10 protein-coding genes, 2 tRNA genes and 1 pseudogene are annotated in these 12,720 nt (G+C 75.5%); 6 read left to right on the forward strand and 7 right to left on the reverse strand.

Annotation, left to right across the window (positions count from 1 at the left end):
- Window positions 1–127, forward strand: a pseudogene (locus MLV88_RS19720) (IS630 family transposase); the annotation flags it as partial.
- On the opposite strand, the gene MLV88_RS19725 reads toward MLV88_RS19720, so the two are convergent.
- From MLV88_RS19725 to dapF, 4 genes are read right to left on the reverse strand one after another with little or no spacing between them, the layout of a single operon-like run.
- Window positions 124–918: a PhzF family phenazine biosynthesis protein gene (locus MLV88_RS19725; RefSeq protein WP_242353049.1), complete on the reverse strand. Its 795-nt coding sequence runs from the start codon at window positions 916–918 to the stop codon at window positions 124–126. The pseudogene MLV88_RS19720 and the gene MLV88_RS19725 overlap by 4 nt on opposite strands.
- Before the next feature lie 22 nt (window positions 919–940).
- A complete protein-coding gene (locus MLV88_RS19730) occupies window positions 941–2,398 on the reverse strand; it encodes a DUF4388 domain-containing protein (protein ID WP_242353047.1) in 1,458 nt (485 codons plus the stop codon).
- 9 nt (window positions 2,399–2,407) lie between these two features.
- Entirely contained in the window at window positions 2,408–4,276 is a 1,869-nt protein-coding gene (locus tag MLV88_RS19735; RefSeq protein WP_242353045.1) for a GGDEF domain-containing response regulator, read from the reverse strand.
- A gap of 2 nt (window positions 4,277–4,278) precedes the next feature.
- The gene (dapF, locus tag MLV88_RS19740; protein ID WP_242353043.1) at window positions 4,279–5,079 is read right to left on the reverse strand and encodes a diaminopimelate epimerase; all 801 of its coding nucleotides are present in this window, start codon (window positions 5,077–5,079) and stop codon (window positions 4,279–4,281) included.
- Between the two features lie 31 nt (window positions 5,080–5,110).
- Here dapF and MLV88_RS19745 point away from each other — a divergent pair, with 31 nt between their 5' ends.
- Entirely contained in the window at window positions 5,111–6,505 is a 1,395-nt protein-coding gene (locus MLV88_RS19745) for a formimidoylglutamate deiminase (protein WP_242353041.1), read from the forward strand.
- Window positions 6,506–6,557: 52 nt separating this feature from the next.
- A complete protein-coding gene (argE, locus tag MLV88_RS19750) occupies window positions 6,558–7,673 on the forward strand; it encodes an acetylornithine deacetylase (RefSeq protein ID WP_242360514.1) in 1,116 nt (371 codons plus the stop codon).
- 38 nt (window positions 7,674–7,711) lie between these two features.
- Here argE and MLV88_RS19755 read toward each other — a convergent pair whose 3' ends face one another.
- Window positions 7,712–10,408: an SNF2-related protein gene (locus MLV88_RS19755; RefSeq protein ID WP_242360515.1), complete on the reverse strand. Its 2,697-nt coding sequence runs from the start codon at window positions 10,406–10,408 to the stop codon at window positions 7,712–7,714.
- A gap of 150 nt (window positions 10,409–10,558) precedes the next feature.
- Here MLV88_RS19755 and MLV88_RS19760 point away from each other — a divergent pair.
- Window positions 10,559–10,630 (forward strand) — tRNA-Val (locus MLV88_RS19760).
- 16 nt (window positions 10,631–10,646) lie between these two features.
- A tRNA-Asp gene (locus tag MLV88_RS19765) sits at window positions 10,647–10,723 on the forward strand.
- Between the two features lie 102 nt (window positions 10,724–10,825).
- Here the strand turns inward: MLV88_RS19765 and MLV88_RS24710 are convergent.
- Window positions 10,826–11,599, reverse strand: coding sequence for a helix-turn-helix domain-containing protein (locus MLV88_RS24710; protein ID WP_243338428.1), 774 nt, complete (start codon window positions 11,597–11,599; stop codon window positions 10,826–10,828).
- A 158-nt stretch (window positions 11,600–11,757) separates the two neighbouring features.
- On the opposite strand from MLV88_RS24710, the gene MLV88_RS19775 reads away from it, so the two are divergent.
- Window positions 11,758–12,108, forward strand: coding sequence for an antibiotic biosynthesis monooxygenase family protein (locus MLV88_RS19775; protein WP_242334622.1), 351 nt, complete (start codon window positions 11,758–11,760; stop codon window positions 12,106–12,108).
- A gap of 121 nt (window positions 12,109–12,229) precedes the next feature.
- Here MLV88_RS19775 and MLV88_RS19780 read toward each other — a convergent pair whose 3' ends face one another.
- Complete coding sequence (locus tag MLV88_RS19780; protein ID WP_242334625.1) at window positions 12,230–12,700, reverse strand: SRPBCC family protein; 471 nt, start codon at window positions 12,698–12,700, stop codon at window positions 12,230–12,232.
- Between the last annotated feature and the right edge of the window lie 20 nt (window positions 12,701–12,720).

A 12,720-nucleotide genomic window follows, 5' to 3' on the forward strand; every position in this document is an offset into this window, starting at 1 on the left:
CGCGATCGAACGGTTCATCTCGATCACGAACGCGGCGCCTAAGCCCTTCGTCTGGACGAAGTCCGCCGACGAGATCCTCGCCAGCATTGAACGATTCTGCCGACGGACTTCCGACTCAGGACACTAGCGACCCTGCAGCTCGAGCTCGCCCGTGAGGTAGGGCGCGACGCGCCCGGCGAGCACCACCGCGTCCTCGCGGTCCTCGCATTCGACGACGCCGCCGCGGCGCGACACCTGATGCGCGAGCAGCCGGCGGCGCCCCAGGCGCCCGGCCCAGTAGGGCGCGAGGGTGCAGTGCGCCGAGCCGGTCACCGGGTCCTCGGGGATGCCGGCCTGGGGCGTGAAGTAGCGCGAGACGAAGTCGGCGCCGCGGCTCCCCGGCGCCGTGATCGCGAGCCCCGCCGCGTCGAGCGCCGCGACCGCCGCGAGGTCGGGCGCCGCGGCGCGCACCGCCTCCTCGCTCTCGAGGACCGCGACGAGATCGCGCGCGAGGAGCGTCGCGAGCGGGCGGCGGCCGAGCGCGCGGAGGAGCGGCTCCGGCGGCTCGACGGGCCTCGCGGGACGGCGCGGGAACGTCATGACGAGGCGCTCGCCCTCGCCTCGCGCGACGGCGAGCGGGCCGCTCTGCGAGCGGAACGTCACCGCCGCGCGGCCGGGCTCGAGCCGGGAGAGCACGACGAAGCCGGCGGCGAGCGTCGCGTGGCCGCAGAGGTCCACCTCGACCGTCGGCGTGAACCAGCGGATGGCGTACCCGTCGCCCTCGCGCACCAGGAACGCGGTCTCGGAGAGCGCGTTCTCGGCGGCGATCGCGCGGAGCGTGTCGTCCGGGAGCCAGCCGTCGAGGACGCACACGGCGGCCGGGTTCCCGGCGAACACGCGCTCGGCGAACGCGTCCACCTGCCAGATCGGGATCCGCACCTGGAGCTCCTCCCGCGCCCGCTCAGTACATCGCGGCGCGCGCGCCCGCGCCGGCGAGGAGCGCGCGCAGCCCCTCCGCGGCGTCGCTCCCCTCGAAGGCGAATCCGCCCGGCGCCTGGCGGAGCGACTCCGGCACCGCCGCCTCGGATGGCCCGCAGACGACCACGGGGAGGCGGAGCACGTTCGCGAGCTCGGCGAGGAGCGGCGCGTCGTCGTCGGCGGGGAGCAGGACGAGCGCGCCGACGGCGCCCGCCGCGAAGGGCCGCCAGAGCGGCCGCTGCGCGCGCTCGCCGGGGAGCTCGGTCAGGTCGAGGCGTACGCCCTCGCCGAGCGTGACGCGCCCGAGCGTGCCGAAGCCGGCGGGGGCCTCGACCTCCGCGTGGAAGCCGGGGACGGTCTGGAAGCGCTGGAGCGCCGCGCGGCGCGCGAGCGGGCCGCCGCCGGCGAGGACGACCTTGCCCACCGCCTGCGCGCCGGAGGAGCGGCCGCGCGCGATGCGCGCCCGCAGCGCGTGGAGCTCGGCCGGGCCGAGCAGCGGCGTGACCTCCGCGGGGGCCGGTCCGGCGAGGCGGCGCGCGTAGCCGCGCTCGAGGAGCGCGACGAGCGCGCGGACGGTCTCGAGGTCGGAGGCGCGGCAGCGGTCCACCACGTCCTGGAAGCGGCGCGGCCCGGCGAGGAGCGCGACCACCTCCTCGGTGACCGGGTGCAGGCCGGCGGGGATCTCGCTCGGGTGGACGGCGAGCTCGACGAGATCGCCGGGCGGCGGGAGCGCCGGCAGGAGCCGCGCGAGCTCGTCGGCCTGGCGCAGCCCCTCGAGGACCAGCTCCTCGACGCGCCGGTCGATCCGCTGCGGCCCGGCGAGCGCGCCCGGCACGAACGCGAACTGCCCCTCGCGCCGGGTGAGGAGCCGCCACAGCGCCTTCTCGCCCACCGCCGCGCCCATCGCGGCGTCCACGACGCGCCCATCGGAGAGCGCGATCTCGGCGCGCTCTCCCTCGCGCTCCACGGTGAGCCGGCCGGTCTTGCGGTTCCCGGCGAGGATCTGGAGGAGGTCGGCGATGGGGATCTGCGCGAGGTTCCCCTCGATCTCGCGGGTCTCGCCGGAGACCGCGCGGGCGGCGTCGACGCGGCGGAAGATCTGCTCGATGCGGGCGAGGACCTCGTCGAGGTTGAACGGCTTGCGCAGGAACGTGCCGAGGCGCGCGCGCTCCGGATCGACGTTCTCGCCGGTGAGGACGACGGGGATCCGCTCGGTGCGCGGGTTCGTGCGGAGGATGCGCACGAAGGTACGCGGGTCGAGGAGCCCCGCGCGCTCGTCGAGGAGGACGAGGTCGGGGAAGCGGAGGATCGCGATCTGCAGCGCCCGCGAGGCGTCGCGGGCGGCGTGGACCTGGTAGCCGCGCTGGCGCAGCGCCGGGGCGAGGGCGCGCACCGTCGCGGCGTCGGGGTCTGCGATGAGGATCTTGCGACCGGGGGCCATCTCGCCTCGCTAGAGGGGCTGCAGGTCGTAGAGGTGCTGGAGCTTCGCGACGAGCGCGTCCACGAGCGGCGCGTCGGAGGTGTGGAACACCCGGCCCCCGGGGCCGGCGAGGAGCGCGTAGGCGGAGTGCTCGGAGAGGAAGAGCACGAAGGCGTGATCGGCGAAGCGCTTGTCGCCGTCGAGGTAGACCTCGGTGACGAGCGGGTGCACGACCGGCGCCGCGTCGCGGCCGCGGGGGCCGAGCAGGTACACCCGCGCGGACGGATCCCCGGCGCGCGCGGCGGCGTCGCCGGGCGGGAGCGCCTGCACGAGCGCCGCGAGCCCGCGCCCGCCCTGCCCGCCGACGTACAGCATCCCCCGCGCCCGCGGGTCGCGCGCGATCTCGCGGGCGGCCTCGCGCTGGGCGGCGGCGAGAAGGTCGCCCTCGACGCGCGCCCGCGCGGAGGGCGAGCTCTCCGGGATGGGGCCCGCGCCGGAGAGCAGCAGGTCCGAGAGCTCCCAGAACGCGGCCGGGTCGAGGTCGTCGAGGTGCAGGCGGCGGACGAGCGAGCCGCGCTGCTCCAGGATGCGCCCGCGCGCCCAGTGGAGCAGCTCGTCGAAGTCCTCCCCGTCCTTCGGGAACGTCGCGGCGCCCATGGAGAGGAGCACCGGGCAGCGCTCCTCGACGCGCTGGATCGCGTCCTCGCGCCGGACCTCCTCGACCGCGCGGCGCAGGAACATGAGCGCGCCGAAGTGGTCGGTCTCGGGGAGGAGCACGTAGTACTCGCTCTCCGAGACCTTCGCGAGGATGTCGGCGTCCCGTCCCACGCGCGCCACCGCCGCGACGAGGTCGCGCACCGCGCGGCGGTACGGCTCGCGCCCCGCCTCCTTCCGCATCTGCTCGGCGTTGTCGAGGGAGAGGACCACGAGCGAGAAGGACCGCGCGTAGCGGCGGGCCTTGTAGAACTCCTTGCCCGCGTAGTCCACGAAGTAGGCGAGGTTGTAGGCGCCGGTCTCGCGGTCGCGCAGGCCCACCCGCTCCACCGCCTGGAAGCGACGCGCGTTCTTCACCGCGATGGCGGTGAAGTCGGCGATGGTCGCGGCGGCCTGGTGCTCCTCGGCGCCGAAGGGGCCGGCGGCGCGATCGGAGAGGAGCGCCACGCCGACCGGCTCGTCGTCCGCGACGAGCGGCACGAGCATGGCCTCGCCCGCGCCGGCGAAGGGCGCCTCGAACGGCGCGCCGCCGCGCAGCGGCTCCGCCCACTCGGCGCCGGCGGGGTCGATCCGCGCCGGCAGCGCCGCGCGATCCACCACGCCGCGGTAGGCGCGGAGCAGGAGCTCGCCGCGCTCGCCGGCGGTCCAGAGCGCCGCGCCCTGCGCGTCGGTGACGCGTGCGAGCACGGAGAGCGCCAGGTCCTGGAGCCGCTCGCCGTCGAGCGTCGAGAGGATCTGCAGCCCCTGCCGGTAGAGCGCCTGGGCGCGGGTGAGGTCGAGGTTCTCGGAGACGAGCTGCGAGTGCTCGCGCCGGAGCTGCACGCGGCCGAGCGCGCGCTCCGCGACGGCGACGAGCTCCTCGGGCTCGACCGGCTTCGTGAGGAAGTCCGCGCAGCCGGCCTTCATGGCCTCGACCGCCATCCGCACGTCCTCGCGCCCGGTCACCGCCACCGCCTCGAGCTCGGGGTCGCGCCGCTTCGCCTCGCGCACGAGGGCGACGCCGTCCATGCCCGGCATGACGATGTCGGTGACCACGAGCTCGAAGCGCTCCTCGGCGAGGAGCGCCAGCGCCTCCTCGGCGGAGGAGGCCGTGCGCGTGGCGTGCCCGGCGTTCGCGAGCGCGCGGCCGAACAGCTCGAGGAAGAGCCGCTCGTCGTCGACGACGAGGATCCTGCCGGTCGCCATCCCTAGAGGTCCGCCTCGCCGGCGAACACCCGCGCGGCCGGGCCGCGCATCGTCACGCGCGTGAGGTCCTCGCCGACGGTGATCTCGAGGGTGCCGCCCGGGAGCCGCACCTCCACCGGGGTCCGGACCGGCGCCGCGCCCGCGCGCACCGCGGCCACCGCCGCGGCGCAGGCGCCCGTCCCGCACGCGTCGGTGAGCCCCGCCCCCCGCTCCCACACCACGAGGTCGATCCCGCCCCCGTGGCCCGGCCGCGCGAAGCCGACGTTCACGCCGCCCGCCACGGCCCGCTCGATCGCGGGCCCGATGGCGGCCGCGCGCTCGCGGGTGGGGACGTCGAAGAGGACGGCGTGCGGGTTCCCCATCGAGACGCGCGCGGCGCGGAGGGTCTCGCCCTCCACCCGGAACTCCTCGTCCCCGAGGACCCGCGCCGGCCCCATCTCGACCGAGACGCTGGACGGGACGCCGGCCGCGTCGCGGTGCACGGCGCAGCGCTTCGGGCCGGAGTCGGTGTCGATGACCAGCTCGCCCGAGAGGCCGCGCGTCTCGGCGAGGTGCCGGGCGACGCAGCGGATCCCGTTCCCGCACATGGCCGCCACCGAGCCGTCGGAGTTGAAGATGTGCATCGTGGCGGCGGCGCCGGGCGTCCGGGGAGGCAGGACGGTCAAGACGCCGTCGGCGCCGATGCCGCGGCGCCGGTCGCAGAGGCGCCGGGCGCGGTCGGGGTCCATCAGGGGCCCGTCCACGACGATGAAGTCGTTCCCGAGCCCGTGGTACTTCACGAAGGAGAGCGGCACGAGGCGCATCATAGCTCGCCTGCCGCTCCGCGCCTCCCCCGTGCCCGGCCCAACGCGCGCCTACCTGCCCGATCTCCTGCTCGCCGGCGGCGAGCTGCGCGCCGGCGCGGCGCTCTCCGTCCGGGACGGGGCGGTCGTGGCCGTCGGCGAGCCGCCGCCGGGCGCCGAGCAGGTCCCGCTCCCGCGCCGGCTCCTCCTCCCCGGCCTCGTCTCCGCCCACGGCCACTCCTTCCAGCGGGCAATCCGCGGGCGGACCGAGCGGCGCGGCGCGGGCCGCGAGGACTTCTGGAGCTGGCGCGCCGCCATGTACGCCGCCGCGAACCGGCTCGGCCCGGACGACCTCGAGGCGGTCGCGCGGATGGCGTTCCACGAGCTCGCGCGCGCCGGGGTCACCGCGGTGGGCGAGTTCCACTACCTGCACCGCGACCCGCACGGCCGCCCGTACGCCGAGCCCGCCGAGCTCGCCCTGCGGGTCGTGCGGGCGGCCCGCGACGTCGGGCTCCGGGTCGTGCTCCTGCGCGCCGCCTACGCGCGCGCCGGCCACGACCTCCCGGCCGATCCGCTCCAGCGCCGCTTCGTCGAGCCGAGCGTGGACGCCTACCTCGCCGGGCTCGACGAGCTCGCCTCGGAGCTCCAGGGCGATCCCCTCGCCACCGTCGGCGTCGCGCCCCACAGCGTCCGCGCCTGCCCCGAGCCGTGGCTCGCGGCGCTCGCCGCCGAGGCGCGGCGGCGGCGGCTCCCGCTCCACGTGCACGCCGCCGAGCAACCGGCGGAGGTCCTCGCCTGCCGCGCCGAGCACGGCCTCTCTCCGATCGCCCTCCTCGCCCGCGCCGGCGCGCTCCACCCGGGCGCGACGCTCGTGCACGCCATCCACCTCGACGACGACGACGTGCGCGCCATCGGCGCCGCGGGCGCGACGGTGTGCGCGTGCCCGCTCACCGAGCGGAACCTGGGCGACGGGGTCGTCCCCGCCGACCGGCTCGTCGCGGCGGGCGCGCGGCTCGCGCTCGGTGCGGACTCGCTCGCGGAGATCGACCTGCTCGGCGAGGCGCGCGCGCTCGAGCTGCAGCTCCGGCTCGTGCGCGGGGAGCGCAACGTGCTCGACGAGCCCGCGGGGACGCTCGCGGCGCGGCTCCTCGGCGCCGCCACCACGGGTGGCATGCGCGCGCTCGGGCTCCGCGGCGGGACGCTCGCGCCGGGCGAGCCGGCCGACTTCGTGGCGGTCGATCTCGACGACCCGTCCATCGCCGGCGCGGCGCCCGAGGCGCTCCTCCCCACGGTGGTCTTCGCGCTCGCGCGGACGGCGATCCGGGAGGTGCACGTCGCGGGCGAGGCGGTGATCACGGCCGGCGACGCGGCTCCCGGGAGGGTGCCCGCCGCGCGGATCCTCGCGGATTTCCGCGCGGCGATGGGCCGGCTGTGGGGCGCCGGCTGACGCGGTGACGAGAAGCCGGCGCGCCGGCCGCAGGTCGTCTAGGCTCCTCGCCATGGATCTCGTCCCGCTCCTCCGCTCCCTCATCGCGATCGACTCGACCTCCACGCGGTCGAACCTGCCCATGCTCGACCTGCTCGAGCGCGAGGCGCGCGCGCTCGGCTTCGAGACGCGCCGCCAGGCCTGGGTGGACGCGAACGGCGTCGAGAAGGGCAACCTCGTCTGCCGGCGCGGGCCGGCCGCGGGCGGCGGCCTCGCGCTCGTCGGTCACTCGGACTGCGTGCCGTTCGACCCGACCTGGGGCGAGGCGCTCCTCGGCGAGGAGCGCGACGGGCGGATCTACGGGCGGGGGGCGGCGGACACGAAGGGCTTCCTCGCCGCGGCGCTCGTCGCCGCCTCGCGCGCGGCGCCGGGGCGGCACCCGCTCTCCCTACTCTTCACGGCCGACGAGGAGATCGGCTGCCTCGGCGCGAAGCGCCTCCTCGCGGAGGGCCGGGTGCACCCGCGCCACGCGATCGTGGGCGAGCCCACCTCGCTCACGCCGGTGCGCGCGCACAAGGGTTACTGCGCGGTGGAGGTGGTGCTCACCGGGGTGGAGGGGCACAGCGCCTACCCGGAGGTCGGCGCCTCCGCCATCCACGCCGCCGGGCGGCTCTTCCCCGAGCTCGAGAAGATCGGCGAGGCGCTGCGCGCCGAGGCGGACGGCGCGTTCTCGCCGCCGCACACCACCTGGAACGTCGGCGTCATCCAGGGCGGCAAGGCGCGGAACATCATCGCCGGCGAGTGCCGCTTCACCTACGAGTGGCGGCCGATCCCGGGGCAGGATCCGCGCAAGGCGCTGCGCCTCGTCGAGGACGCCTGCGCGCGGCTCGCGCGGTCGAACGGCGGCAAGGTGCAGATCGAGGTGACGCCGCTCCGCACCGACGCCGCCGCGGTCACTCCCGCGGAGGCCGAGATCGTGCGCTTCCTGGAGGCGGAGAGCGGGAACCGGCCGACGACGGTGCCGTTCGGCACCGAGCTGCCCGAGGTGATCGGGCTCGGCGCCGAGGCGTGCGTCTTCGGCCCGGGCGACATCCGCGTGGCGCACCGGACCGGCGAGTACGTGGAGATCGCGCAGCTCGAGCGGGCGGCGGAGATCCTGGCGCACGCGATCGAACGGTTCTGCGCCTAGGGGAGCCGCCCGTCGCAGGCAGGGATCGTGCGCCGAGGCTACGGAACGACGACCGCCGCCGCCTCGAGCTCGAGCTTCGCCTTGTCGATCGCCCGCGCCACGATCTCGCGGTGCTGGCGCAGGATGGCGAGCGCGCCCTCGATGCGGGCGCGCGGCGCGCCGCCCTGGAAGGCGGACTCGATGAGCCGCTCCTCCTCGGAGTCGGCGTGGAAGGCGAGCAGCTCGTGGGCCTCCTCGCGGCGCCGGGCGAGGATCTCGAGCGCCTCCCGCTCGGCCGCCTCGCGCGCGGCCTCGAGGACCGCGGCCGGCGCGGCGCCGACCTTCGCGTCCTGCACGTCCTCGATCTCGTCCTCGAGCCGCTGGGCGCCGCCGGGCACGTGCTTGTGGACGCCCTCCAGGTCGACGAGCACCGACACCGGGGAGAGATCGAGGTAGCGCGACGCCTGGCGGGAGGCGACGCGCGCGCCGGGCGCGAGGTCTGCGCTCGAGGCGAGGCGCGGCTCGAAGCGCGCGTAGAGCCCGCCGCGGCGGGGCGCCCACTCGCGCTTCAAGGCGGCGGAGCGGCCCGCCTCGCCGTCGCGGACGAGCCCGACCAGCGCCTCGACGAGCTTGTGCCCGGTCGCGAACCACTGCAGCTCGTCGCGGGCGACCGCGGTCTCGCGCCAGAACGAGCCGAGGTAGGTGACCGGCTCCTCCGGCATCTCCATCCCGGGGAGCGCCTCGATGCGCATGCCGGAGCCCAGCGTGAAGGCGACCTCGAACGGGTGGACGTTCTGGTCGGTGTCCACCTCCATGCCGATCCGCTGGCCCACGTCCGTCGCGAGGTCCTCGAGCTCCTCCTCGAGCCAGCGCGAGAGCGTGACGAGCGCCTGCTCCACGGCCTCGCCCGCGGCCTGCGCCCCGCCGATGCCCTCCGGCACCTCCTCGCCCATGCGCTCGAACGCGTTCGTGACGAGGCGCGACAGCTCGGGGAGGGAGGCGGAGCGGATGTCGAGGAGCGGGTCGCCCTCGTGCTGCGCCGTGCGGGCGGCGGCGACGCGCTCGGCGAGGTCCTTCCGGAACGCCTCGCGCGTGCGCTCGGTGCGCTTGCGGCGGAGCGCGTCGAGCTCCTCGGGGAGCGAGGCGAGCACCGCGTCGAGGCCGCCGACCGGCTCCTCGAAGATGCCGATCTCCTTCTCGTAGAGGTCGGCGAGGAACGCCTCCTCGCCCGGCTCGACCACGAGGTGGATCTCGACCGGGCGGTGCTGCCCGAGCCGGTCGAGGCGGCCGATGCGCTGCTCCAGCACGAGCGGCGACTCGGGGAGGTCGGCGCAGACGAGCTGGCTCGCGAACTGGAAGTTGCGCCCCTCGCCGCCGGACTCGCCGGAGAGGAGGACCATCGGCCCCTCGGGATCGCGGAAGCGCGCGACGAGGCGGTCGCGCCCCTCGAGCGAGGGCGCGTCGTCGTAGAGGAGCGCCTCGAGCCCGGCGCCGCCGATGCCGGCCTGCAGCTCGCGGAGCGCCTCGACGTCGTGGCCGAAGACGAGGACCTTCTCGCCGCCCTTCGCGAGCCGGGCGCAGAGCTCCACGAGCGCGGCGCGCTTCTCGCCCTCCCCGACGTCCTTGCGGCGCAGCACGCGGGCGGTGAACGCGCCGACCTTCACGCGCCGGTTGCGGATGAGGCGCGCGGAGAGGCTGTAGCGATCGGCCAGGTGGGAGAGGAGCGTGAGGCGGTCGGCGGGCTCCTCGCGGGTGAAGACCTCGTCGCCGGGGGCGAGCTCGCGCAGCCGCGCGAGCGCGTCCTCGGGGGAGCCGCCCGCGAGGAGCTTCCGCGCGACGTCCGCGTACGCGTCGTGCTGCTCGAGGCGGACGAGGAACTCGTCGAGCGTGGTCGAGGGGACCGGCTCGACGAGCGAGAGGAGCCGGAAGTACTCGCGCGGATCGAGGCGCACCGGCGTGGCGGTGAGGAGGAGCACGCCGTAGGAGGCGCGGCACAGCGGCGCGACGGCGGCGTGGAGCGCGTCGTCGGCGAGGTGGTGCGCCTCGTCCACGACGAGGAGGTCGAACGGGATCTCGGCCGCGACGTCCACGAGCTCCGGGTCGTCGCGGAGCGCCTCGAACGAGACGATCGCGTGGGGCGAGCGCGCGAGCGCCGCCTCGGCGCCGCCGAGGGCGGCGATCCGCTCCGGCGTGAGCAGCGAGAAGAGCGCGTTGAACTTGTGGAACAGCTCGGCGAGCCACTGGAAGGCGAGGTGCTCGGGGACGATCACGAGCACGCGCTCGGCGATGCCGAGCTGGCGCATGCCGGCGAAGACGAGCCCCGCCTCGACGGTCTTGCCGAGGCCGACCTCGTCGGCGAGCACGAAGCGCGGCAGCCGGTCCGAGAGGATGCGGCCCGCGGCGCCGACCTGGTGCGGGAGCACGTGGACGCGCGACGAGAGCAGCGCGCCGAGCGAGTCGGCGCGGCGGAGCGCCTCGAGCCGGTTCACGCGGGTGCGGAGCGCGAACGCGGCGGCGGAGGCCTGCTCGCCGGCGGCGAGGGCGTCGAGCGGTCCACCGGCCCCCGCCTTCTCGAGCGGGGTGTCCGCCGGGACCTCGGTGAGCGCGGGGTCGCGGCCGGAGACGACCGTCACCCCCTCGCGGCCGGCGAAGCGAACCGCCAGGCGCCGTCCCTCGTCGGCGATCTGGACGATCACCCCAACGCCCCAGCCGCGCTGCGCGCGGTGGATCACCTTCGTCCCCGTTTTCCAGGCCATCCGTGGCGCCCCCGTTACCATGCGTACCCGGGCCGGTCCAGCGTCACCACCTCCCGCCGGAGGCCCGCCGCGGCGGCCCGTCCCAGGCGCGTGGCACACCGTTGACACGCGGGTCTGCTCAAGCTAGAAACCCGACCGCTTTCGCGCCTTGGGCGGATAGCTCAGGGGTAGAGCGTCGCCCTTACAAGGCGAGGGTCACAGGTTCGAAGCCTGTTCCGCCCATCCAAGTGTTCGACTTGGGGTGTTAGTTAAGTCGGTTATAACGCCGGCCTGTCACGCCGGAGGCCAGGGGTTCGAGTCCCCTACACCCCGCCACCTCTCGAGGCCGGGATCCTGAACAAGGGTCCCGGCCTTGGTGTTTCTGGGCCAAGGCCTGCCCGCCGCGGCGCCGATAGCCCCTGCTTCCGTCTCGCCCCGTCAGCAGAGCTCACCGGCCGCGAGGAGCCGGCCCGGGGGCTGGCCGGTGACGGCCCTGAACTCGCGGATGAAGTGCGACTGATCGTAGTAGCCGGCCTCGTATGGCACGCTCGACAGCGTCGCTCCCCGGCGGTGGACCTCCACCGCGTGGCGCAGGCGCAGGAGCGAGGCGAGCTGCCGGGGCGACGCGCCGACGTCCCGCCGAAAGCGTTTCTCGAGGGCGTCGTGGGAGAGCCCCAGGCGCCGCGCGAGCTCGCCGACGCGCACGTGGCCGCGACGGGCCCGGATCTCCCCGATCGCGGCCTGGACGACCCCATCCGGCGGGCCCGGCCTCCAGCGCGAGACGAGGAACGCCTCCAGGACTGCGAGGCGCTCGGCAGCAGAGGTCGCCTCGGCGAGCCGCGCCGCGGCGCGCTCCACTGCGTCGCGGGGCACGAGCGCGTCCATGGGCAGCGTCTCGCCGCGGAGCTCGTGCAGGGGCACACCGAGGAACGACGCGGCTCCCCCCTCGCGGAACTTCACGAGCACCACGCCGCCCCCCGCCGACGTGCGGACGCGGCGGCTGGTCCCGTGCAGGCCGGTGACCGTGGCGTCGGGGAGACGGCGCGCCTCCGCCCCCTCGAGCAGCGCCGCCGAGCCGGCGTAGCGGAGGCCGATCACGATCCCGGGCTCGGGGAGCAGCGTGCGCGTCGCCTCCTCCCGCGCCTCGACGATCTCGAGGGCGTGGACGAACGGCGCGAGGCGCGCGCTCGGCTGGAAGGACCGCACCTGCACCCTCCCGTCTTGCCGGCGCGCGGGCCTGCGCGCAAGGCAATGAGTTCGTACAAGCCGCGCCCGAGCGAGGCTCCTAAGTCACGTGCCGCGAACGTCCACCGAGTGCTCCTCGCACCGGAGGGCTCCATCACCCCGCGCCACCCGATGAGGCCATCGCCATGACCCTGCTGACCACCGCGCTCGACGATCCCCGGCTGCGCTTCCGCATCGACTGCTTCAGCGTACCCGCCGCCTCTCGGGCCGAGTTCGAGGAGGCCACCCGCCGCAACCTGGACTTCATCTCGACCCTCCCCGGCTTCCGCGGTCACCTCGTCTTCCGGAAGAGGGGTGGGCAGACCGCCTTCGATGTGGTGACGCTCGCGGTCTGGGAGAGCCAGGAGGCGATCGACCGGGCCGCGACTGCGGTGCGCGCCCACTACGAGCGGATCGGGTTCGACCGGGCCGCCTCGCTGGAGCGGTGGCAGGTCCGGTCCGAGCTCGGCGGCTACGAGATCCTGCGCGGACCCTAAAGCCTCACCCGCGCGCGCGGCGCAGGAAGGACCTCGAGCGAAACCTCGGGGACTCCGGGTCGGGACTCCAACCTCCACGCCGCGCACGCTCGGGGCTCGCGGCGCTGGCCATCCCGGTGCTTCACGTCGTCCGCTCGAGCTCCGCCGCGAGCCGGTCGAAGTTCTGCTCGTTGGCCGGGACGACGATCGGCTTCACCCTCGCGCAGTGCTCAGCGGTCTCGTGCCACATGCGCCAGGTGACGCGGGTCGCGCCACCGCTCTGTTCGTCCAGCGTGATCGTCATCTCGAAGGGATGGCCTACCGACAGGTGGCGGAAGACGATGCGCCTCGGCTCCTCCACCGCGAGGAAGACGCTCTCGTTCGGATGGTCGACGCCGTCCGGCCCGTGCATGACGAAGCGCCAGGTGCCGCCCGGGCGCAGGTCGAACACCTCGAAGGTGCTGCTGAAGCCCTGCGGTCCCCACCAGCGCGCCAGGCGCGACGGATCACGAAACGCCTCGAACACGCGCTCGGGCGGAGCCGCGAACGTGCGCGAGCTCACGATCTCGCGCTCCGAGGCATCGCCGCCTTTGCCCTCTCGTCGAACGGACATGGTCTCCTCCGGCAGAAAAG

This window comes from Anaeromyxobacter soli (assembly GCF_022808855.1).
In the GTDB taxonomy this organism is placed as follows: domain Bacteria; phylum Myxococcota; class Myxococcia; order Myxococcales; family Anaeromyxobacteraceae; genus Anaeromyxobacter; species Anaeromyxobacter soli.